The sequence below is a fragment of the Vibrio sp. YT-19(2023) genome (assembly GCF_033337395.1).
On the sequence record NZ_JAWOQN010000008.1, the window covers coordinates 1 to 23,648 of the forward strand.

The following is a 23,648-nucleotide window of genomic DNA, read 5'->3' on the forward strand; positions in this document are numbered from 1 at the left end:
GAAACTCAGTATATTGTATAAAAGTCGGTCAACTTTAGGAGGTTTGGTTTCTCGTCTGAATTACGCAACAAAGCCCACCGTATATGGTGCGCTATAGATTTGATTAAGGTCACTGTATAAGCATAGATAAAACTAAACTCATTTGACGTAGCTAGGCCAAGATTGCTTATGGTTTAAGTTTCAATACTTTATCAATATCTTCTGCGCTGTGGCGCTCAGGTAACTGCTCCCATTCTTCACCCCATGAACGGTTCACAATTCGACCACGTTTTACCGCTTCACGCTCATCAATTACTTTTGCCCAACGCACAACGTTTTTGTAGCTTTCTACGTCTAAGAATTCAGCCGCATCGTAAGCACGACCCAACACAAGGTTGCCGTACCATGGCCATGTTGCGATATCAGCGATGCTGTACTCATCGCCACCTAGGAATTCATTGTTCGCAAGACGCTTGTCTAATACATCTAACTGACGTTTTGCTTCCATTGTAAAGCGGTTGATTGGGTACTCGAACTTCTCTGGTGCGTACGCGTAGAAGTGACCAAAACCACCTCCTAGGTATGGCGCAGAACCTTGCAGCCAGAATAACCAGTTCATTACCTCAGCACGCTTAGCGCCTTCTTTTGGTAAGAAATGATCAAATTTCTCTGCTAGATAAAACAAGATGTTGCCAGATTCAAACACGTTCACTGGCTCAGAACCCGAACGGTCAACCAATGCCGGAATTTTTGAGTTTGGGTTAACAGCTACAAAGCCAGAGCCAAACTGGTCACCATCTCCAATCTTAATCAGGTACGCATCGTATTCTGCTGCCGTTACGCCTGCCGCTAAAAGCTCTTCAAACATGATCGTCACTTTCTGACCATTTGGGGTACCCATTGAGTAAAGTTGGAATGGGTGCTCACCAACTGGAAGCTCTTGCTCATGACGTGCGCCAGAATCCGGACGGTTGATGCTCGCCCACTGACCGCCGTTTTCATTATCGTTTGTCCAAACTTTTGGTGGAATGTATTCGTTAGCCATTGTTTTCCCTTATTGTGTTTGAATGCATCTTCAAACTGACGGGTCTTACGCGCCAGCAAGCATTATTAACATCACCTCTTCGCCAACTGCGATTAGGCATACTCAAGATATTAGGTCGAATTCGCTAAATAAAAGTCCTGCAATCTCTTTTAGTTAGAACCTTTGGTTATGGGATTTTCTTTCACGCTATAAGTAAAAACGTCACGGTAATGTGAACTAGGTTCGAGATGCCAACGATGAGTAAGCGACACTCGGCTGCACACCTCTGTTTGGGGATTTGGAGCAACCGTTGAACTTCAAAGTCACCAAGAGTGACGTTGTTTTGGATACCTTAGTTCAAACAACTTACGTGCGTGATAGGCAGTTAAGTTAGATAGTCAGAAAGAAAAACGCCCTTCACTAAACCAATGAAGGGCGTTTTAATGTATTCGAAACCGTTACTTAGCTGATTCAAACAAACCCGTTATACCTTTCAAAGGGAAAAGCCTTGCTTCTTCCAAACCTATCAACGTTACTTTACTAAGGTCATCAATAAAGAAACGACTGGTCATCGTGTGTTTGCCACCATTAATGAAAATCTCGATGACAGAATTGTCGATATATATATCAATCGTCTGCTTAGCGTCCAATCTTGGTGCTTTTCGAATGCTACCAAATTCTTCTGCATACAAATGAGACATGTGACGACGGTCCAGCATAAACTCGTGCTCTGTCGCACTGAAGACGATGTTGTCACCTTTGAGGTTACTCAGCTCAAGTTCAAAGCCATCGCCCTCAAGGTCTAATTGGATCAAACAACTTGTGCTTTCCAGTGTATGGGATTGTGCAAAGACCACCTCTTCTTTTCTTAAACTCTCCAATTCAGGGAGTGGAGTTTGAACAAGAAAACCATTTTTCAATGTTAGTTCTCTAGGAAGAGACAACATTCCTGCCCACTGGTGTGTGACCGATGGTGTGTCGATTTCTGGCAACCCTATCCATGCAATAAGAATGCGACGCCCATTCTCATCTAAATAGGTTTGTGGGGCGTAGAAATCAAACCCATAATCTGGCTGCAAAATATCTTGGTGGTTTTCTAAAATCATCGACTCTAGGTTCAACTGATCACCCACGATATACGCAACAGAATAGATGTTTTTGAAATCATAAGGATTATTACTGCTCACGCCCTGTGGAGAAAACAGCATCACCGATTGACCATTAATCTCAAAGAAATCAGGACACTCCCACATGTACCCAAGGTCAGAAAACTTGGTCTTGATAGGACCTTTATGCTGCCACGTTTTCAAATCTTTGCTTTGATAGAGCGCCATTGAACCATGCTCGGTTTTGGTTTGAGCACCCACCACCATCAAATAGTCGTCGCCTTTCTTCCAAACTTTTGGATCACGAAAGTGCTCCGTGTAATGTTCGTTCTCAATGACCACACCATGCTTTTCAATGTTGCCGTTTGAATCCATGGTGGCAAAACACTGTGTTGGGATTCGATTCCAGTTTTGGTCACGCTTGTTGCCAGTAAAAAACAGCAAAGCCTTGTTGTTTTCCACCAAAGCACCACCAGAATAAACACCATGTGAATCGTAGTCTTGGTCTGGATGAAGACCAACACCATGATCAGTAAAATGGATGAAGTCTTTAGTAGAAAGGTGGTACCAATACTTCATTCCATGGACTGGCCCCACAGGCGTCCACTGGTAAAAGATGTGGTGCTCACCATTGAAATAGCACAACCCATTTGGGTCATTTAACAGCCCAAATCTAGGGGCGATATGAAAACTAGGAAAGCCTTTATCTTGCTGACGTGAAAGTGTCATTTCTTCGATATCACACTGAGGGATTTGCTCAAGTCGGCGATATCTTTGCTCTACAGTCCAACGGTTGTTTAAGCTCATAATTTTTCTCAACTGAAATTGGATCTGGAGATCATTGCCCAATAAATTGCAGCAATTCTGTCTGGGTCGGAAGTGCGGTCATTGCGCCTTTTTGCGTCGTCGCTAATGCACCACAGCCATTTGCCCATTGAATCGCAGAGCTAACAACAGGATGATTTTTCCAATCGTCATACCGAGACAGGCATGCCAGTAGCCCTCCGACAAAAGCATCACCCGCACCTGTGGTATCAATCGGACTAACGACTTGACCTGTGATCAGTTCACTCTGACTTTCAAAGACGCGCCAAACACCTTTCGCACCTTGTGTCACCAAGACCAAAGCAATATTCAAAGAGGCTATTTGTTTTAAACCTTGCGCCATCGACGTTGAGTCAGTTAAGAACAAAAGCTCTTCTTCAGAGAACTTAACCACATCGGCCATCGCTACAGCCTTCATCACGACAGCTTGGATTTCTGATTGATCTTGCCACACTTCATCACGCAAGTTAGGGTCAAAGCTAATGAAACCACCAGCGGCTTTTGCTCTTTTGATCGCCTCAAATGTGCTGCTTCTACTTGGCTCATTTGCCAGTGAAATTGAGCAAACGTGTAGCCAGTCACCTTGCTTAAAGTTTGGGATGTCTTCAACAGACATAAACTGATCAGCGCTCGGTTTTACCATAAACGTAAAGCTGCGCTCACCTTGCTCGTCTAAATCCACCACCACTGTTGATGTTCTTTGCTCAGGATCTTTAACGAGAAACTCCGTGCTCACGCCCTCTTGATCGAGCGTTGATTGCATGAAGCGACCAAATGGGTCATCACCTACACGTCCAAAAAACGCACTCTTACCAGATAGACGAGCAATTGCTACGGCGACATTCGCTGGTGCACCTCCGGGACATTTGAGTAAAGAAGTCTCAGATTCCGGTATTAGATCGACAACAGCATCACCAGTTACCCACACTTGATTCATCTTGCTTACCTTGAAATTAAAGCCCTGATAGTCCAACGTGTTGAACACCTTCACTACCAAGTAAAAATTGAAAAAGGCTAGCCAAGCCATTAGTGCTTGGCTAGCACCCCAAACATTTAGGAAAAGAAGTGGATTTTGGGGGACTCCACCCTTAAGGAGTTCAGATTAAGCCGCTGCTTTTCTACCGACTTTAGCGCGGTCACGCATACCAAGAACAATGGTGAGAACAAATGCGGTCAAGAACGCGATCACCATACCCGCGATGTAGTATCCAATCTTCTCTGGCGTAATAGAAATGATGCCTGGAAGTCCTGCTGCACCCAATGCCTGAGCTTTTACATTAAACATTGTAATGAACGCGCTCGATAACGCCGCGGCGCAAACTGCCGCAATAAATGGGTAACGTAGCTTTAAGTTAACACCAAACATGGCTGGCTCTGTAATACCCAGCAAACCCGTAACACCAGATGGAATCGCGATACCTTTCATCTTCTTATCTTTGCTCATCACGCCCACCGCCAACGCTGCTGCACCTTGAGAAACGTTAGACATCGCCGCAATAGGAAAGATAAAGGTGCCGCCCGTCGTCGCAATATCCGCAAGAAGTTGCGTTTCAATCGCAATGAAGCTGTGGTGCATACCAGTAATAACAAATGGAGCATAGATAAGACCAAATACCGCACCACCAACAAAGCCAGCTGTGTTGTATAGCCAGTTCAGACCATCACCTAATAGGAAACCGATATCACGCGTGAACGGACCGACGACAGTAAACGTTAGCAAACCCGCTATGAAAATCGCCAGTAATGGCGTTAAAAGGTTGTCTAAAACAGAAGGTATGACTTTACGTAAGCCTAGCTCAACCTTCGCAAGAATGAATGCCGATACCAAAACTGGTAACACTGAACCTTGGTAACCCACTTTTTGGATTTCAAAGCCAAGAATATTCCAAACCGGAATGTTGCCAGACACAGATGCGCCGCCGAATCCCCAACCATTCAGCAAGTCAGGGTGAACCATCAACATACCTAGCGCCGCCCCTAAATATGGGTTACCGCCAAACTTCTTACTGGCTGAAAATGCCAGCAGAATAGGCAGGTAAACAAACGGCGCGTTCGCAAACGTGTTGATCATGTTCGCCAAGTCTGTCAGTCCTGGGTTGGCATCAATCAAAGATTTGCCATCAATGAACAAGCCTTGAGCAGTCAATAGGTTATAGATACCCATCAACAAACCACCAGCGACGATTGCGGGAATGATTGGGACGAAAATATCAGACAGCCCTTTCACCGCGCGCTGAACAATGTTTTGTTTCTCTGCGCCAGCAGACGCAACGTCGTTGGTGGACATTTCACTCATCCCCGTCAACTTCGCCATTTCTGCATAAACTTGGTTTACGATGCCTGATCCAAAAATGATTTGGTACTGACCCGCAACTTTGAACTGCCCTTTTACTCCTTCAAGGCTATCAATCGCTTGTTCATCTATTTTTTGCTCATCTGCAACGGCAAGGCGTAAGCGTGTCGCACAATGCGCAAGTGCGGTGATGTTGCTTTTACCACCTAATAGAGTTAACAACTCTTTTGCTACTGCCGGATAATTCATTTCATACCCCATTGGATTATTATCTGAGCTTGCGAAATTTTCGGGAACGTTTGCAAAACAGATTTTTGCTCAATAAAACCAAATGATCAAAGATAAAGCAGAGAGAATGTGAGAATGATCGTCAAATTCTCTCCCTAAGAGCAGTATAGGAGGTTAGAATCGCTACTTATCAAAGAGCTTTTCATCTTCTCTTTGCAAACAATCCCAAAAACGAAAAACAGAATGGATAGGAACAATGGCGAGTCTGCATGATGTCGCCCGTCTGGCTGGCGTATCAAAATCAACAGTGTCACGGGTTATAAACGATGAATATGGCGTAAAAGAAGCGACAAAACTGAAGGTCCGCCAAGCAGTAGCGGAGTGTGGCTATGTGCCGAACCAAGTCGCTAAAGATCTAAAATCTCAAAAGACCAATCTGGTTGGTGTCATTGTTCCTCGGGTTTCCTCTCATGCCACATCCCAAGGTGTCGATGGATTAACCGATGTCCTTGAAAAAGCCGGGAAACATGTCTTACTTGCTAGCACTCACCAAGCCCACGAAAAAGAACTGGAATACATTCAGATCTTTAACCAAAAACGGGTTGAAGGGATCATTCTTTACGCCACCCACCTCGATTCCAAGCTGGTAAAAGCAATTCAAAACTCAGCCGTTCCAGTTGTGCTCGTCGGTCAAGATGGTTCCATGTTTAACATTCCAAGCATCATTCATGATGACGCACGAGTAGGGTTTGAAGCGGGAAATAGACTGGTTGCAAAAGGTTGCCAAACTATGGGTTTTATTGGTGTGCAAGGTGACGATATCGCGGTAGATAAGCAACGCTCTGAAGGATTTGTTCAATCGCTACAGCATCATGGTTTTGAGCTCGCCTTCCATGCTCGTGGTGACTTTACCATCGATTCTGGCTATTCATTGGCAAAACAACACTTAACAAAGAACCCTAAGCTAGATGGCTTGTTCTGTGCGACAGACCGTATTGCTATCGGTGCGATGAGAGCGATTCAAAAGCTCGGGTTAACACCGGGTAAAGACGTTTTAGTGCTAGGCGTTGGTGATGATGAGCTCGCATCAGTGTGCACCCCAACCTTATCAACATTTAACTATGCATTTGATAAAGCAGGGGAAAATGGTGCGAAACTGTTACTAGATAGAATTGCCAACAGAAGTTTTGAAATGAGTAAGATGGTACTAACCTTCAAAACTATTGAGCGTCAGTCCTGTTAATGAAAAAGCGCCAACTGAAGTCAGTTGGCGCTTTTCTTATTACTCTTTGTAGGTTAGGTCCCTTTAGAACCAAGTTTCCATTTGCAGTGCAAACAGAACTTCACCACCATCACCCATCGTTGCAGCACCCGCATCCTGGCTAATCGAGTAGCCATTCAAGTCTTCGCTCCAATCAACGTAGCTAACTGCAAAACGTAGCTCCGGACGGTCAAAGAAACCTGCAGCGGTAGACATCTTAAGCGTTGGTGCAATTGTCGCTTTGTAAAAACTGCCACTTGCTTTATCAATCGCATTGTCTAGGTCCATGTATTGGTATGAGCCTTCATAAACCATCTCAAAGTTCTGCGTAAACTCTTGCGCTAAGCGGATGTTGAACGATGCCCACGTAAATTCATCATTTTTAGCAAAGCGATCTTGGCTGTGTTCTGCTAGCAACGCAGGTGCTACACGCCAGTTGTCGCCGATGCGTGTTACACCATAGCTAAACAAGCGTACGGCTTTTGCGTCTTCTAACAAATCTCCGTTTGAACCGATGCCTTTAAGTTCCGCACCCAATCCATCACCCATCAAAATACCGGTTTTAGAGAAGCCTTCACTCATGCCAAAGAAGTTATCGCCATGGTAGGCAAACATCGCATGTAAACCTTTGTCCGCTGCTCCTTCTACGCGATCATTGTTATCAGCTGACGTCATGCCGCTCAGCATCAATTGCCAATTACCGAAGCGGTTGTTCATTGTCGCGATATAGTTTTCAACATCCGTTGACGAGCTATCAATCTCACCAAAATCACGACCATAGATCGAGAAGTTTGCTTTCCATGATTCGCTCATTTGGACGTCATACACACCAGCACCAGTGCCAGATAAGAAAACAATATCCGAGTCAAAGAAGTGAATGTCAAAGTTATCACGGTCAAATCGTTTACCAGCCCAAAACGTCGCGTCAGCAAACGCACTTGATTCAGAGAACATGCTCAACTTGTTTAGCTCAGCATATACCTGACGAACGTTTAATTGACTCTCACTCGCTGTCCATTCGTTATTGGTTTCCGTACTATCTGCCAACATGATTCGGAACAATGAGCTGGAACCATCATCTGCAAAGCGTTTGTGAATAAGGTTTGCTTCCACATAATGATCATCCTCAACCCCTAATCGTCCAATTGGCGCGCCAATAGCACCAGCTGCCGTCATGTAAGGACCAGTACCCACTGCACCATTCAGATCATCATTAATGAGCAGCCCGGAACGAGCGTAGCCATGAAACTCAAAGCTTGAGGCTTTCTCATTTGCTTCTGTGGATGCTTTTTCTGTCTGCTCAAGTCTCTGTTCTAATTCATTAATTCGCTTTTCAAGAGCGTCAACATCTGTTGCTGCGAATACAGGTGCAGTAACCAGTCCAAGCGCTACTGCCATCGTCAAAGTGTATAGTTTCATTTCCATAGTCTCACGTAAATTTATACTTAGGCATATCGCAAACGTTCCCAAGAAAAATCGCAAACTTATGGTGACTTTAAATGTCTATCTAAAGCCTGAATTTCAGAGCGCTCGTACTCAGAGCGTCTCTACTACTTATATCAATGAGGGCGATAATATATAAACTTTTCGGGAACGTTACCACAAAGAGGTGATTTTGTTACTTCTATCACGTTCAATTGTGTTACTTACAGAAAAATCATTAACCAGCGCACATTTGAATAGTAATGAGAAAGAGGCATTGAAAGCCTTATTAACAGGTGGCATTGTGGCAAAGACGTTGGCTCAACGTCTTTTATAGATTGTCTTGTGGTTAGAGCGCACAAAAAACTTCATAGAATCAGTGAGAGCATTTGGCTCCATGCATTTTAATATCTACAAAACTCATTTTTTGAACATAAATGAGTTTTGTAAAATCTAATAATCTTGCTCATGGTCACTTCGGCTTCGAAAAGCCACTCATTACCAAAAAGTAATCAAGCTAATGCATCTCAACGTTATTCTCTTCGACTAGTAAGTATTTAATTTGATGTTGAAAATCTGCCTCAATTATATCTTCTCGACCTTTGGACATAACGGTGTCGTAAACCATGTTTACATATTCATACGACAGATATTTATCAAAAACTTGAACTATATCGTCGTTAATTAAAATTTCACCGTAACAAGCTAAGTCTTCATCAAACGTATTTTGGTAACAAGATATTTTAGAACTATCCCATCCAGAGTAAAATTCGACACTCTTGACATCGTTATACATCGCAATTACTAACTTTTCGATTCCAAGCTGTCCTTCAGCCTCAAACCTCGACTCAAAGTTAACATAACCGATAGCAATACCTTCATTAGAAGCTGAGTAATCTTTATTAACTCCGTAGTGGACTTGATTTTCTCTAAGTTTAGAATTGCCAATAGCTTTCCAAGTTAGGCGATTCCCGTCAATATTTTCACCAAATGTAAGCTCTTCTTTGACCTCAATAATTTGGTTCGCCAGTTGGTAAGTTAAAGGCAGGTCAAGATCCGGAACGTTAGTGGCAAGACTTAGACCTTTCCTGCTATGTTTTTCGTAAATTACCTGATGCTTTCTTGGCTCGGAGTGAGAGCTTACAACTATCCATCCGCTTTCTTCAGTAGATGGGTTAGTTGATTCGGAGTTACAACCCAAAATAAGAAGAGTTGACGCGCTAAACAGTACAGTTTTTAAGTACATAGTGAGTATTCAAAGTTAATTATTTCTTGGCATTATCATTTAAATTAATACCATGGGCAACAAAATCATACTTTAATACCTCAACAGCTATTCTATTTCGAAGTTAAAATTTTTGATTAGCTACATATCTAGGTTAATAACAGAGAACGATGTAAAAGTGAATTATGTGTACTCACTCTATACTTAATCATACAAGTCCGGCAGTGCGAAACGAATAAAGTGAAAGTGTCAAAAGCCCGAATAACATTCCTCAAACAAAAAAGCCCTTTACATAAGTAAAAGGCATTTTTATTTTAGATTTTGATTAGCGAGCTATAATACCAACCCACCGTCAATCTTGAGCACTTGGCCTGTGATGTAGGCGCTCTTGTCTGAGGTTAGGAAAGAAACGCCATTGGCGATATCTTGAACTGAGCCCATGCGCCCTAATGGGGTTTTGCCTTCCATCATTTGAATAACTTTCTCTGGCAGGTTCTTGGTCATGTCGGTGGCGATAAAGCCTGGCGCGACACAGTTGACGCGTATCTGTGCACCCTTTCTTGAAAGTTCTTTCGCCCAGCCTTTGCTCATTGAGATGACGCCGCCTTTACTTGCGCCGTAGTTGCTCTGGCCGATATTACCATCCGTTCCCACTATAGAAGAAATGCTGACAATACTACCTACACCCTGCTCTAGCATGACAGGAGCAACACGTTGGGTGAGTAAGAACACCGCTTTTAGGTTCACGTCGATCACGCTGTCCCATTCTTGCTCTAACATATCTGGCAACAATGCATCTCGAGTGATGCCCGCGTTGTTAACCAGAGCATCGATTCTTCCGTGCTGCTCTACAACACTTTCTACTACTTCACTGACGGCTTCGGCATCACACAAGTTGACTTGATAACTGCTTAGCTGCGCCGACTGACTCCATTCCACGGGCGATATGTCTAGCCCGATTACGTGGAATCCATCCTCCAGTAATTGCTCACAAATCGCTTGGCCAATACCACGAGCCGCACCAGTGACTACTGCTACTTTTTCCGGTTTCATCTTGGTCTTCCTTAAATGTTGAGATTACAAATTAGCTTGTATCCCTAGCGTTTTTGTTTTTATGCCTAGTCGCGTTATAGCTGCGCTTCTCATACGCAGGGTCTTTTATATCTTATAAAAACTATAGAAACAGTCTGGGAGTCGGATGTGAACTAATCAAGGCAACTTGATGACTATGGCAAGATCAACGTAAGAAAGTGTGTTGGAAGGCGCAAAGTTACACGATTGGAGGACTTGGATAGAAAAGTATTGGTCTGATTAATCAAATACTACTTCATCAGACCAATATTACTTGTCTCTTAATCTCTTACAAAAGCTGGTTTTGTTATTTTCACCAGAAAAGGCTGAAGCAAGAGATTAAACAACATGCCAGCAATAAACAGGGTGATCACAATACTCGCACCACTCGGTAAGTCATAGCGAGCCGATGCGGCAATACCCGATAAGATCCCAACAATACCAATGCTGATACTGGCGACAAAGAATCGAGTTCCCTTCAATGCTGCCGCACATAAAGCTGGAATCACCAACAAAGCAAATTCTAAATAAATGCCAGTTAACTTGACCGTAATGGGCATCAGAATAGCAAAGATCAGATAAAAACCACTACCGCGCATAAACGCAGGTTTTAACCAAACCAATAGCAACATCGCAGCGGTAATGAGTGCCAAAGGCCAAACGTCTGCCCAAGTCGCCCATAACAGTTGCCCATTAAGAATGCCTTGAATAAAGTCTCCGCCGTGTGGGTCTTTGCTCACCAGCAGGATTGCCAGCGATGCAGACACGACAAACAAGCTGCCAATCATGGGCTCTAAATGCTGCTGGTATCGTTTCTCCATTAAGGCGATCAAACCGCAAAGCATCAAAGACATCACCCAAGGGCCAATCATTTCGCCAAAGAATGAGCCTGAGAACAGCGCGTATTGGCTCAACCAGTAGTGGCTTAGTGCTGCCCCCAATGCAGCGACTTGCGCCACCGCCAAATCTATAAAGATGATCTGACGATTAAGAACTTGCTGCCCCAGTACGATGTTGCCAACCAACGCAATTAAACCACACAAAACCGCAGGTAAAAGCCATGCATAATCCGCCATGACTTAGAGCTTCACAGGAACGGGTGGCACTAACACATCCAGTAAATCATCAATGACCTGATCGTACATCTCATCTAAGCTTTCACCCTCAGAAACGGTCAATGGCAGTTGAATCACAGGTTTGTCAGTATGATCTTGCAACCAGTTCGCTGGACGCTGATCCTGATGAGAAGAGTAAACAATCGCATCAAAACTGTCAGCATCTAACTTGGTAAGTGATTGCAGGTGAGATGTGGTCGGTGAAATGCCCGGTTTAGGTTCGAGATCGGCAATCTGCTTCATTCCGAGCCAATCGTACAAATAACGATACGTCGCGTGATAACCGACAACTTGCTTACCCTTTAAAGCAGCCCCTTTCTCATTCCATTCTTTAAGCTTTTTACGCCAATGAGCACGAAACTTCATACCATTCACTTGGTAACTTTGTGCGTTGTCGGGATCAATCGCTTTTAGGCGCTCCGTGACTTTACGAGATAATGGAATCATGTCATTTGCCGCAAATTGAACATGTGGGTTACCGTGAGCGTGTATATCTCCCAAGCTACGGTCAACGTGAGCATGAGTATCTAACATGCGCACGAAGTCCGTCGCGTAGATCATGCTCGGCGCACCATTTTGCACCGCCGCATTGCTGCTACGAACTTGCAGCATAGGTAACCACCCCACCTCTAGCTCTGCGCCCGAACACATTGCCATGTCCGCTTGGCGTATCTTCGCAATCAAAGAAGGGCGAGCTTGTACGTAATGTGGGTCTTGCTTGACCGTTGTCGCTGAATAAATACTGGCATCTGGCGCGTGGCTTTCAAGAAAGGCTTTCCATTCTGGCTCACAAACGAAAATGTTGAGAGCCAAAGCTGGCGAAGAGATGATGGCAGCTCCTGCCGCCATCATCACCAAGCTGCATTTATTCAATGTTAGCTTAGAACGCATGAGCACCGTGCGCTCCAAATGTCATCACGTATTGCAGAGTGAATACGTTGTCTGTCTCACTGTCTTGGTTATCAATGCGAGTGTATTGCGCACGGATAGTACCGAAATGAGAAGAATCCCATGCGATCATCGCATCCATTTCTTTATCATTCAGCTCAGTGAAATGCATGTGGTCGCCGTGTGCATGACCATCGTAGCTTTCTGCTTCGCCGTAACGTAGACCTGCTGACCAGCTTGGGTTGAAGCGATAAACGCCCGAAACATAGTATGCGCTTAAATTGTCTGGTGACTCTGCATCGTTTTTATATTTACTGTCTACCACACCGTCTAGCAGCATGTATTCAGCCGATAGCGTGAAGTTGCTGTATTTGTAATTACCGTCTGGTGCCCATTTCCAAACAAAATCAGCCCCGTAAAGGTTCGCACCTGTCACTGCTGCGCCATGATGGTGATCGTGATCATGCTCTTCTTCATGACCGTGGTCGTGATCTTCGAACTCTTTAACCTTGCCGTTTTCGTTGCGCAGGTAACTTAAACCAAACTGCCAACTTGAAGATTCGGAGAAGTCATTCCCAAGCTTCAGCGTCGTGGTGTACACGCCAACTTCAGAACCATCTTCGACAGAAGACATTTTGCTACCACTAAGCGCTTCTACACCAAATTTTACGTAAAGGTCGGTTGGCAACACGATGTTTGCACGTACACCATCATCGTAGTAGTGCGAGCCAAGGAAAGTACGATAAGCAATTGGACGCTCGACAAAGCTATCGGTGTGCATGTGTTGGTTATTCAGATAACCAAAGTCAGATAGGAATCGGCCAGCGCGCACATTTACACCATATGGCAATGCCAAAGTTTCGATGAATGCCTCTTCAAGCTCTAATTCTGTCTCATCACCGTGACTTTCAAGAACCGCGGTCAATGCGCCGTAAAACTTGTCGTCGATATTTGATGAGAAGTTTAATTCCGTATGGCCTAGACCAAAGCCTTCTTCGCGCTCAGAATTATGACGTTGGCCATCTTGGTAGTAGCCATCAACAACAACACCAACCTGTGGGTTCGATAGTGTGTCGGCAAAAACAGGGGATGCAAAAATGCTACCGATCACGAGAGACACCAATTTCTTATTCATTACTTTTTCCTTTTTGTTATGTTATAACATTTAATTTTGCGATGTTATAATATAACAATTCTCATTACACAAGCAGAAATTTAAATTAGGCTCCGATTTCATGTTCGAACTCAATCCATGAATTGGGCTATCAACAAATGAATCAATTGATGTTTTTTATACGTATACTAATGAGAATTAGTAATTAAATAAGTAATGGAATTTCAATATGTTGAATATGGATTTTTCAAAAAGAATCGTGATAGATACTGCTCAACAGGAATGGATCGCCAGCCCTTCCATAGGTGTGTGGCGCAAACCTTTGGAACGAGAAGCCAAAGAATCAGGGCATACCACCAGCCCACCAGCGTCGTTAAGTACGAGCCAAATTCGCAGTTTTCGACTCATCCTCACCCTCAAGGAGAAGAAATATTGGTGCTCGAGGGGGTATTCTCTGACGAATACGGTGACTACCCTGCCGGCACTTACCTTCGTAACCCTCCAGGAAGTCAACACGCACCATTTAGCAAAGAAGGCTGTGTGATTTTAGTTAAACTAAATCAGTTCGAATCTGAGGATCTTGAAACAGTTCGCATTAATACAAACCAAGCGAGCTGGCAGAGTGGTGTCGGTGGGTTGCAAGTCATGCCTCTGCATCATTTTGAGCACGAACATGTCGCGTTGGTTAAATGGCCAAAAGGTGAGAAGTTTCAACCACCCCGTCACTTTGGTGGTGAAGAAATTTTCGTATTGTCAGGAGAGTTTAGAGACGAGCTAGGTACCTATCCCGCTCTCTCTTGGATCCGAAGCCCACATATGAGCGAGCATTTTCCTTTTGTAGAGCAAGAAACGATCATTTGGGTAAAAACTGGTCACCTGCCGCTCCAAGCTCCTGCTCAGCACTCCTAATGTTTGCACACTTGGCATCGTCCATTGGAACTAAAATCGGCCCGCAATTTACGAGCCGATGATCATTTCGTCACTAAGAACCCATTATTCGCGAGTGGAGCCAGTCTTTGAGCTCAGCCCGGTTATGTTTTAACACGTTCATTTCGTGATCATCAATCGGGCTTCCTTGAAGTTCTAGTACGCGGATTTCCTTATCTAAAGCATTGTAGTTTTTAACGGTTTCAGCAAATGATGCATCGTTTTCGGTAAGCTGAGTAATGGTATCCAAATGTTCTGGGAATTCATGAGTTAATGAGTGATTTTCACCTAACATAGAGACCTCTTGGCTATTATTTGAGTACAAAACAGTGCCTAATTTTTGAGCACCACATGTATAACCGTAGCATCTAATGAGACGTTAATTCGTCGCACCGTCCACAAAAAGAACAACAAAGTTATTTTCAATTTTTCCTAGAAAGTGTTTTCTTTTTAGTCTCAATAGTCGAATGCAAAAGATGCCACTATGATCGTTCTATAATAACCCTCAACAATGAGAGCGATCATGCGAAAGACAATTCTAGTTACTGGATCTACTGACGGTATTGGTTTAGAAACCGCGAAAATGTTAATTAACCGTGAACAACACGTAATAATCCATGGCCGGAATATAGAGAAAATTCAACAAGTTGAGCAAAGTTTGAGGGAGATGAAAAGTGGTAAAGTTGAAAGCCTTGTTGCTGATTTATCCTCTCCCAATGCGGTAAAACAGATAGTGATGGAGATAACAGAACGGTTCAATCGTTTAGACGTCATCATTAACAATGCTGGTGTGTACGCAACACCAAATCCAAGAACTAAAGAGGGTCTTGATGTACGCTTCGCAGTCAACACCATTGCTCCCTACTTACTCACTAGAGAGCTATTGCCGTTGCTCGGTGATACGGGTCGTGTGGTTAATTTGTCTTCAGCTGCACAAACAACAGTAAACACTAGCGCTTTAGTCGGTAATAAACCATTGTCAGATGGCGAAGCATATGCCCAAAGCAAATTGGCATTAACGATGTGGTCACGAGCAATCGGACTAAAGCTTAAGAACACTGGCCCTATGTTGGTATCAGTAAACCCAAAATCATTCCTAGGTAGTAAGATGGTTAAAGATGCTTATGGGGTTGCTGGTGGTGATATCCGCTTAGGAGCAGATATTCTAACTCGCGCTGCGCTATCAGAAGAGTTTGCTCAAGCGCATGGTATGTACTTCGATAATGACATTGAAGCATTCGCGCCCCCACACCCTGATGCATTAGATCAAAGCAAAACACAGCAGATAATTGATAGTATTGAATTAATCCTAAGCAAACTCTATTAATAACAATTAAGAATTATCTTGAGGTTCGTTTTTATTCGGACCTTAAAAACAATGTATTCGATAATTGAAACTTATTATCACTTTTCCGCAAACTCCCAATAAGGTGGCGTGCCATAGTATTCAGCAAAGTAATCAATAAAGGCACGCACCTTAGGCGCAATTAAACGAGAGCTTGGGTACACAGCCCAAATCCCAGCATCCATCGCTAAAGGGTGATCTTCGAGTACTTCCACTAGCTGACCACTTTGTAATTCTTGATAAACACTCCAAACCGAGTTGATAGAAATACCTAACCCGTTTACCGTCGCGTCTCTCATCGCATCACCATTATCGGTTTTAAAACGACCAGAAGTTCTTACATTGAACATTCCATCTTTTGTATTGAATGACCAATTATTCATTCCAACTAAGTTAATACATTCATGATTCGCCAAGTCTTGGGGCTTGTTAGGTCTCCCAAATTGTTCAATATAATCTGGTGATGCAACGATAATACGACGATCTGGCGCAAGCTTTCTTGCAACCAATGAAGAATCTTTCAACTCAGCGACACGAATGGCGACATCAAAACCTCCCTCAACCAGATCAATAATGGAATCAGAAAATCGGCAGTCCACGGTTAACCCTGGGTAACGCGCCATAAAACCTTTTAATGCGGGCACAATATGCAAGCGACCAAAAGTTGCAGAGGCGGTTATACGTAATACTCCCGTTGGCGCACTCTGCCCTGAGCCAACAGCTCCCCTTGCTGCCTCCACTGTTGCAAGGACCTCCTCCGCGTGAGGTAAAAAAGCCTGCCCCTCTTCAGTTAAGGAAACTTTGCGTGTGGTGCGATGAACTAAACGAACTCCTAAGCTGTCCTCAAGTTTATTGATGTGTGCGCTAGCGACAGCAGGAGAAAGTCCAAGCTCCTGACCAGCCATGCTGATGTTGTGTGTCGAAGCCAAACGGACAAATAGCTTTACATGATCGATGTTCATTTAATTTTCAATTATTTGTAAAAAATCACCATATAGAGCTTAGCATTTTCTTCCTTACGGATAGTAAATAAATACTCCAGTTAGAAAAAACTGATGGGCAGATAGAAGTCCAGCTCAAACACCTCATCATGGCTAAGGAAATGGTTTTTATGATAGTGAACATAAGCGGGAGTAGAACGCTGCTTAAAGCCTGAATTCGGCAACCACTTCTCTAACACCATACTCAATTGAGGAAGAAGCTCTCCATATACCCCTGTTAAGCGAAAAACAGCATGCAAACCACCCGGAATCGTCATTTGATTTACGACACCGCGTACTTTAAGCGGCTTATCAATCGCCATACAAGCCACATAGCGACACTTATCGAGCTCGACCCAAGCGGGGTTGGAGTGATGCAAACCGTATTGAACCGAAAAGTCCCGATTCTCAGAGCTTGCCCACGCCTTCAAAATCAGCCACGCATTGCGAATGGAACGGCTATAACCCTCATGCCGCACATAAGCCGCGAAGCGTTGTGGAACCTCCATAATTTTAGGTTCTGGCAACTCGCGTTGAGCAACCCGATGATAACCCGCAGCCACTTCCGGATCTTTTAGATACGGCTTTTCTGCGACTTGTAAATCATGCTTTCGCCACGCGCCAGGAGACATAGCGAACGTTGCTTTAAACGCTCGGCTAAAAGAAGATACCGAGCTAAAGCCGCACTTGTTAGCAATGTCTAACACCGACGAGCTGGTATCAAACATCAGTTGATTGGCGGCGTATTCCATTCTTGTGCGACGGATATATTGATGGACAGACTCCCCTACCACATCTTTAAAAATACGATGGAAGTGCTGTTCAGAATAGGCTGCTACATCTGCTAGCTCTTTAGCCGATAAATCTCTGCTAATGTCCTGGTGAATGTAAAACAGCACGTCATTGATTCTGGAAACTTGTTGATGGCTCACGGAGTAAACTTTCGCTTAAATAGCATAAATGGACATATTTAACAGCATAAATGGACACACCAAGCTTGGCAATTTACCTATACTATTTCTGACATAAAAAAAGACAATTACGAGAAGCACAGCACATGGAAATCGCACAGTCATTACAACAAACTAAATCATCCTACATCCGAGAGATCCTCGCAGCAGCAAGCGATAAGAACGTCATTTCTCTTGCAGGTGGCTTACCGGACGAAAAAACCTTCCCGATCGACTTAATGAAACCGACGCTAGAAAACCTCGCGAATATGCCAGAGGTGTTTCAATATGGCGCAACAGCAGGCTACGCACCGCTACTTAATTTTTTGACCGATTATTACCAGCTGCCAGAATCTCATTTGGCTATGATCACAACGGGCTCTCAGCAAGGGCTAGATTTGATTGCGCGTGCGTACGTAAATCCGGGCGATAAAGTGGTGATGGAAGCACCGAGCTACCTTGGTGCTATGCAAGTATTCGGTCTAGTGCAAGCCAACATCGTGACCGTTTCACAAACCGAGTGTGGCCCAAACCTTGAAGAACTCGAACAATGCTTTGCTACGCAGCAACCAAAAATGTTCTACGCCGTACCCGATTTTCACAACCCAACGGGCGTATGCTGGGCGCTAGAGACTCGCCAAAAAGTTGCCGAGCTTTGTATCCAATACGACGTTGCATTCATTGAAGACGCACCATACCGTGAGCTGCGTTTTTCTGGTGAAGCACTACCGCTAGTTTCAGATTTCTGCCCGCAACACTCCATCGTATTGCGCTCTTTCTCCAAAATAGCTTCACCAGGCTTGCGTATTGGTGTAGTTACGGGCAAAAGCAGCTACCTTGAGCCACTTATCAAAATTAAACAAGGTGCCGATCTGCACTCTAGTATTCCTATGCAAGCTTTGCTGCATGGTCTACTGCAACATGACAACTTCGAAACGCACATTTCAACCATCTGTGCTCTTTACAAATCACGTTACGATGTCATGTTTGCTGAACTGCAAAAACAGCTGCCAGAAAGTTGCGTACTCAAACCCGTCGATGGTGGTATGTTCGTTTGGGTCGAGATTCCAGAATGCGACACCTTCGAACTGGCGAAAAACCTTCTCGCAAACTGGGTTGCTGTAGTGCCGAGCCCGGTCTTTTATCCAGAAGGTTCAAAGGTAAAAGCCGCTCTGCGTCTTAACTTTACCAATGCTACACCAGAAGAACTGACGACAGCTGTCTCTCGACTCGCGGATGTCCTCAACACATTGTAATTGAACGCGAGTGTAAGAACCTGCCTTTGAAATTCAAAAAAAGTCTCAAAGGCAGCATCAAAAAAGTTCCCCAAAAAAATTTATATTTTTCCTTCAAATCAACTCTCTACAGTAAGTGCCTGTTTTCTCTTGAACCTCTCACTCATATAAAAATGAGAACTCAATCACGTATTTGATGGTTGGAAAAGTTACGTCTATCTTTCAGTCAAAGACATCAACTTCGCAGCGTTAATGCTCTCAATTTCAGACACTTTATCAATCGTGGCTTAGCGGTTGATAAACGACTAAAAAAGCATCTGTGGGCATACCCACTACGAAGGGTTGACCAGAACCATTCTGAATGTCGCGAGCCAATCTTTTGATTGGCAATTACGTCAGTGAATCGCACCAAATGACAGAGGGGTTATCAGGATGAATACTCGAACCACGACAGGACTCGTCACCATCGGCTGGTCCGTTACACTTTCACTTTTTACCGCATTCGCCGTGTATGCCAATACGTCGCCAAACTGTAGTGACGTATTAGCGGGCAACACAACCGCCGCATCGCAAAAAATGATGGTTTTATTGGGCGAAGACATCACCAAATCCAACCGTATCACTACGGTGATTCCTGCCGAAAACAATCCATTTGTGACCGAAGAACTGGTTTCGGTTTCTAACGACGTATCGCCAAACGGTCGTCTTTCACAAAAGAGTTTGGAAGAGATTCGGAAAGTCCGCTCAAATCTAGAGAAAGCAGCACAGGAAGTAAGCCGATTACAAGGCACTTTTGAAGTGGCTTTCATCAGTTTGATTGATGGTTACTGCCAATTTTCTAATCATAAACGTACTCAACATGCCAAAATCGACTTTGACCATTTGGAAGGCCTCACTTTGTATTCAATCCCCGCTTTAATAGCAATGGTCGATCAGTCGTACTACATGGCAAAGAATCGAATCGCTAATGAGCAGAAACAGTTAAGCGACATTGAAAAAGAGAAACAGAGGCAGAAACAGCAAGCAACTGCGGCAGCAGCCGCTCGTTACCAAGACAGTAACGTACTTGTAAGAGTCGAGAACTTTGATGGCGCTAATGTGACATTTTCCGTTACTAACATTGGTTCACAAGGATCATTGCAACCAAATTTCAACTCGTTTAATGCATATCGCACAGAAAGTGGAGAATTAATCTACAAGTCAGAATCTTTACTACACCTGGCGGATACTGCCGGTAACACACTTGAAACAATGGGTATCGCTGAGCTCTCATCACAAGGTGGAAGTGACATATCGATCTCTCCTGGAGAAACCCGAAAATTCGTTACTAGCATTGCTTCAGAAGTCGCGCCACATACGCAGTTGAGCTTAGAGTTTCCAGCCAAAGTGCTTAATACCGAGCGAGACTTTACATTGTCGTTTTCTGATACATCAGCGGTGGCGACAGCAAACGTCAATTAACGCAAAGTCTCCAGTATTTGTAGAGCGCATCAAAGACAGGCGAGCAGCGCCTGTCTTTCAATTATGATCAAGCCAATAGCTACTGTTTGCACTTGTAAGCATTTGCAAACATCGTCACTGACGTAGAAAAGCTCAACGGTTGATATAAGTACAAGGTATCTGCGCCTAAATCCGCCGCCTTGAGGCGCATTTGGTTTAACGTACCCCAAACCATGTCTTTATCGGCGTGAAGCCAATAGTCGTAAAAGTGTCCTTCTGAGCCGATCACGGTACCCATTAGTTCACAGTTTTCAATCGCATTCACATTGTCCCAAAGCACCTGTACTTGCTCAGATTCTTGAGTTGGGAACGTCACACATCCCGTTAATGATGCCGCTAACGCGAGAGTCATCACTCGCTTTTTCATACTTATATCGCCAAAATTTTTCATAGATGGCAGATTTTATGAATGGCTGATGTGATGACTAGCAAAAACTTTTTATCGCGTGTTCAAGTAGAATTAATGGACAACGGAAAAGACTCAAAAGGTGATCATGCAGATAGCGAGCAAAAACCTAATAATCACAGACCTAGCAATAAAGCTGTATCTGAGATACAACAGTAATGATTAAATAGCCGCGAGGGATAGAGTTTGGTTGCTAAAAATAAGCTAATTCGCTACACAGCTACGGAAGTCGCTGATGCATTTGACAAAGAAGATGAGCTCATTAAACAAGTTCAGTCCAACCAACTCTCGCAAGTGCTATTGCTTTGGCAAGTAAAAAGTCCAACGCTCGTGCTTCCCGCGGGTAAGAAATGGCCAGTGTCTAATGAATTGGAACATGCGTTAAATACGTCTGGCTGGAAGCTCTTTTCTCGTAAAACCGGTGGTGCCCCAGTCCCTCAGGTGCCAGGTATTATCAATCTATCCCACATTTACCACTGGCCAGAAGGCGAGCCTTACAACATCAAAAAAGCGTATCTCGATTTATGTGCGATATTAACGGTTTTCTTTAAACAGCTCGGCGTGAAAGTGGATGTTCATGCTACGCCTTATTCCTACTGCGATGGCGAGTACAACCTCAACATTGGCGGGCAAAAAGTCGTGGGAACCGCGCAGCGCGTTTTACTGAAAAAAGGCGGTGGGCAAGTGGTGTTATCACAAGCATGCATTCTGATTGATGCCGACGTCGAGAAGATTGTCGAACCAGTACGAATGTGTAATCAGTTTTGTGGTCATGACGATGATATTCGTGGTGATGTCCACACACCGCTCTTCCATCATATATCCGACCGCCCGTCGGTAGATTCGCTCTTTCAGCAATTGACGAGTGCGTTTTTAACGCATGCAAAAGCGGAGTAATGAAAGGAGCAAGCCTCCCCCACACTCCGAACAGCATTTGATAAACTAAAACTGCATACCGTGATAGCGATGTAAGAATGGGCATCGCCAACGTAAAACCATTCAATCGATCGACCAAACCAGTTATCAGTTTTGCCTGCCAAAAAGAAATGAGATCCAGTTCAAATATTTATCCATGACGGAATTAGTTGAAGCCTGCGCGTAAAAGCCTCAGAATGTCGCACTTTTCGCACCGATTTATTTTCGGCGCGTTGTTATCTAACTCTACAATTGAGAATCATACATATGGGTTTTACCTCGTTAGGTCTATCTGCTCCAATCCTTAAAGCTATTCAAGAGAAAGGCTACGACACCCCTTCGCCAATTCAGGCAAAAGCAATTCCTGCTATTTTGGAAGGGAAAGACGTAATGGCAGCAGCGCAGACTGGTACAGGTAAAACCGCAGGCTTTACGCTACCGATTCTTGAGCGTTTATCGAACGGCCCTCGCGTTCGTGCTAACCAAGTTCGTGCACTTATCCTGACGCCAACGCGTGAACTTGCGGCTCAGGTGCAAGAAAACGTGTTTATGTACGGCCGTCACCTTCCACTAAGCAGTACGGTGGTTTTTGGTGGTGTGAAGATCAACCCGCAAATGCAGCGTCTTCGCAAAGGTGCGGATGTGCTGGTAGCGACACCAGGCCGCCTGATGGATTTGTACAACCAAAATGCGGTCAAATTCGACCAACTGGAAGTGCTAGTACTGGATGAAGCAGACCGCATGCTGGATATGGGCTTTATCCGTGATATTCGCAAAATCCTAGCCCTGCTACCAAAACAGCGTCAGAATCTACTTTTCTCGGCGACTTTCTCGGATGAAATCCGCGACCTTGCGAAAGGCTTGGTGAACAACCCGGTTGAGATTTCAGTGAACCCGGCGAACTCGACGGCGAGAACGGTTGAGCAAAGCATCTACCCAGCAGACGTGAAGAAGAAAGCTCCGATGTTGGTTAAATTGATCAAAGACGGCGATTGGAAGCAAGTGCTGGTGTTTACGAAAACAAAACACGGAGCAAACCGTCTAGCGAAGTTCCTGATCGAACAAAATCTACCTGCTGCTGCCATCCACGGTAACAAGAGCCAAGGCGCGCGTACCAAAGCACTGGCGGATTTTAAATCGGGTGAAATTCGTGTGTTAGTCGCGACGGACATTGCTGCACGCGGTATCGATATTCCTCAATTGCCGCAAGTGGTGAACTTTGAGCTACCTAAAGTGGCGGAAGACTACGTTCACCGTATTGGTCGTACTGGCCGTGCGGGCGAAGTAGGTAAAGCGATTTCACTAGTGTGCGCGCTAGAAGCATCTGAGTTGTTTGCGATTGAACGTTTGATTCAAGAAGTACTACCACGTAAAGAGTTGGAAGGTTTTGCGCCAACCAATGTGGTGCCAGAATCTAAACTGGATACTCGCCCAATCAAACCGAAAAAACCTAAGAAGCCGAAAAAACCAAAAGCGCCAAATGCTTCGGGTGAAAACGCTCCAGCAACCGAAAAGAAAGCAGGCAATGGTGCAAACAAACCTAAACGTCGCTTCAACGGTGGTAACAACGGCAACAAGCCAAATGGCAATAAACCGAATGGAAATAAACCAAACGGTAATAAGAGTGGCAACGCTGGTAAACCGTCTGGTAACCGCAAGCCAAACAATGCTAAGCCAGCAGGAAACAAACCATCAGGTCAGCGCCGTAAGCCTCGTCCGCAAGCTGCAAACTAACCTGTAAACGGCCCCCGATAGCAAATACAACAAAGCCGCTGATAATCTCAGCGGCTTTGTCTTTCTTAGAACACAGTTTTCTAGAACACTGCTTTGTTAAAACAG

At 44.3% G+C, this 23,648-nt stretch carries 20 protein-coding genes and 3 pseudogenes; 8 read left to right on the forward strand and 15 right to left on the reverse strand.

Translation table 11 applies throughout. From position 1 onward, the window contains the following. Positions 1-166: 166 nt before the first annotated feature. Entirely contained in the window at positions 167-1,024 is an 858-nt protein-coding gene (yghU, locus tag R7E78_RS07585) for a glutathione-dependent disulfide-bond oxidoreductase (protein WP_005373705.1), read from the reverse strand. 253 nt (positions 1,025-1,277) lie between these two features. On the opposite strand from yghU, the pseudogene R7E78_RS07590 reads away from it, so the two are divergent. Continuing rightward, positions 1,278-1,397: pseudogene (locus R7E78_RS07590) on the forward strand (dihydrofolate reductase); the annotation flags it as partial. Positions 1,398-1,461: 64 nt separating this feature from the next. Here R7E78_RS07590 and R7E78_RS07595 read toward each other — a convergent pair. The 3 genes from R7E78_RS07595 to R7E78_RS07605 all read right to left on the reverse strand — a co-directional run bounded on the left by R7E78_RS07595 (position 1,462) and on the right by R7E78_RS07605 (position 5,476). Continuing rightward, positions 1,462-2,916 (reverse strand): sucrose-6-phosphate hydrolase, encoded by a 1,455-nt coding sequence (locus tag R7E78_RS07595; protein ID WP_318057789.1) that lies wholly within the window; start codon positions 2,914-2,916, stop codon positions 1,462-1,464. Between the two features lie 31 nt (positions 2,917-2,947). After that, positions 2,948-3,871, reverse strand: a complete 924-nt coding sequence (locus R7E78_RS07600) for an aminoimidazole riboside kinase (RefSeq protein WP_170890198.1) — start codon at positions 3,869-3,871, stop codon at positions 2,948-2,950. Between the two features lie 165 nt (positions 3,872-4,036). Next, positions 4,037-5,476 (reverse strand): sucrose-specific PTS transporter subunit IIBC, encoded by a 1,440-nt coding sequence (locus R7E78_RS07605; RefSeq protein WP_025767958.1) that lies wholly within the window; start codon positions 5,474-5,476, stop codon positions 4,037-4,039. Between the two features lie 235 nt (positions 5,477-5,711). On the opposite strand from R7E78_RS07605, the gene R7E78_RS07610 reads away from it, so the two are divergent. Beyond that, positions 5,712-6,698, forward strand: coding sequence for a LacI family DNA-binding transcriptional regulator (locus R7E78_RS07610; RefSeq protein ID WP_206970359.1), 987 nt, complete (start codon positions 5,712-5,714; stop codon positions 6,696-6,698). 63 nt (positions 6,699-6,761) lie between these two features. On the opposite strand, the gene R7E78_RS07615 is transcribed toward R7E78_RS07610, so the two are convergent. The 6 genes from R7E78_RS07615 to R7E78_RS07640 form a co-directional block, all read right to left on the reverse strand. Then, complete coding sequence (locus R7E78_RS07615) at positions 6,762-8,135, reverse strand: carbohydrate porin (RefSeq protein ID WP_213896688.1); 1,374 nt, start codon at positions 8,133-8,135, stop codon at positions 6,762-6,764. 520 nt (positions 8,136-8,655) lie between these two features. Next, on the reverse strand, positions 8,656-9,384 hold the full coding sequence (locus R7E78_RS07620; RefSeq protein ID WP_318057790.1) for a hypothetical protein: 729 nt from the start codon (positions 9,382-9,384) through the stop codon (positions 8,656-8,658). A gap of 312 nt (positions 9,385-9,696) precedes the next feature. Then, positions 9,697-10,416: a 3-oxoacyl-ACP reductase FabG gene (fabG, locus tag R7E78_RS07625; RefSeq protein WP_318057791.1), complete on the reverse strand. Its 720-nt coding sequence runs from the start codon at positions 10,414-10,416 to the stop codon at positions 9,697-9,699. 299 nt (positions 10,417-10,715) lie between these two features. Then, on the reverse strand, positions 10,716-11,510 hold the full coding sequence (locus R7E78_RS07630; protein ID WP_005373725.1) for a metal ABC transporter permease: 795 nt from the start codon (positions 11,508-11,510) through the stop codon (positions 10,716-10,718). A 3-nt stretch (positions 11,511-11,513) separates the two neighbouring features. Continuing rightward, entirely contained in the window at positions 11,514-12,440 is a 927-nt protein-coding gene (locus tag R7E78_RS07635) for a metal ABC transporter solute-binding protein, Zn/Mn family (protein ID WP_318057792.1), read from the reverse strand. Beyond that, positions 12,430-13,572, reverse strand: coding sequence for a hypothetical protein (locus R7E78_RS07640; protein WP_318057793.1), 1,143 nt, complete (start codon positions 13,570-13,572; stop codon positions 12,430-12,432). The genes R7E78_RS07635 and R7E78_RS07640 overlap by 11 nt, the downstream gene beginning before the upstream one ends. Positions 13,573-13,780: 208 nt before the next feature. Here R7E78_RS07640 and R7E78_RS07645 point away from each other — a divergent pair. After that, a pseudogene (locus R7E78_RS07645) lies at positions 13,781-14,460 on the forward strand (cupin domain-containing protein). Between the two features lie 73 nt (positions 14,461-14,533). Here the strand turns inward: R7E78_RS07645 and R7E78_RS07650 are convergent. Beyond that, positions 14,534-14,773, reverse strand: coding sequence for a YdcH family protein (locus R7E78_RS07650; protein ID WP_005373737.1), 240 nt, complete (start codon positions 14,771-14,773; stop codon positions 14,534-14,536). 228 nt (positions 14,774-15,001) lie between these two features. Between R7E78_RS07650 and R7E78_RS07655 the strand changes: the two genes are divergently transcribed. Beyond that, positions 15,002-15,805: an SDR family NAD(P)-dependent oxidoreductase gene (locus tag R7E78_RS07655; protein WP_170896902.1), complete on the forward strand. Its 804-nt coding sequence runs from the start codon at positions 15,002-15,004 to the stop codon at positions 15,803-15,805. Positions 15,806-15,882: 77 nt separating this feature from the next. Here R7E78_RS07655 and R7E78_RS07660 read toward each other — a convergent pair whose 3' ends face one another. Further along, the gene (locus R7E78_RS07660) at positions 15,883-16,785 is read right to left on the reverse strand and encodes a LysR family transcriptional regulator (protein ID WP_017819836.1); all 903 of its coding nucleotides are present in this window, start codon (positions 16,783-16,785) and stop codon (positions 15,883-15,885) included. A gap of 80 nt (positions 16,786-16,865) precedes the next feature. Continuing rightward, a complete protein-coding gene (locus R7E78_RS07665) occupies positions 16,866-17,735 on the reverse strand; it encodes a GyrI-like domain-containing protein (protein WP_262602396.1) in 870 nt (289 codons plus the stop codon). 125 nt (positions 17,736-17,860) lie between these two features. Here R7E78_RS07665 and R7E78_RS07670 point away from each other — a divergent pair, with 125 nt between their 5' ends. Beyond that, positions 17,861-19,009, forward strand: a complete 1,149-nt coding sequence (locus R7E78_RS07670; RefSeq protein ID WP_017819834.1) for a PLP-dependent aminotransferase family protein — start codon at positions 17,861-17,863, stop codon at positions 19,007-19,009. Positions 19,010-19,420: 411 nt separating this feature from the next. Further along, a complete protein-coding gene (locus R7E78_RS07675; RefSeq protein WP_054574562.1) occupies positions 19,421-20,449 on the forward strand; it encodes a hypothetical protein in 1,029 nt (342 codons plus the stop codon). Positions 20,450-20,528: 79 nt separating this feature from the next. On the opposite strand, the gene R7E78_RS07680 is transcribed toward R7E78_RS07675, so the two are convergent. Further along, positions 20,529-20,855, reverse strand: a complete 327-nt coding sequence (locus tag R7E78_RS07680) for a DUF4156 domain-containing protein (protein WP_031778841.1) — start codon at positions 20,853-20,855, stop codon at positions 20,529-20,531. A gap of 225 nt (positions 20,856-21,080) precedes the next feature. Here R7E78_RS07680 and R7E78_RS07685 point away from each other — a divergent pair, with 225 nt between their 5' ends. Further along, positions 21,081-21,791, forward strand: coding sequence for a lipoyl protein ligase domain-containing protein (locus R7E78_RS07685; RefSeq protein WP_318057794.1), 711 nt, complete (start codon positions 21,081-21,083; stop codon positions 21,789-21,791). Between the two features lie 59 nt (positions 21,792-21,850). Here the strand turns inward: R7E78_RS07685 and R7E78_RS31185 are convergent. Further along, positions 21,851-21,928 (reverse strand): annotated as a pseudogene (locus R7E78_RS31185) (VOC family protein); the annotation flags it as partial. A gap of 148 nt (positions 21,929-22,076) precedes the next feature. Here R7E78_RS31185 and R7E78_RS07690 point away from each other — a divergent pair. Beyond that, positions 22,077-23,543, forward strand: a complete 1,467-nt coding sequence (locus tag R7E78_RS07690; protein ID WP_318057795.1) for a DEAD/DEAH box helicase — start codon at positions 22,077-22,079, stop codon at positions 23,541-23,543. The last annotated feature ends 105 nt before the right edge of the window (positions 23,544-23,648 follow it).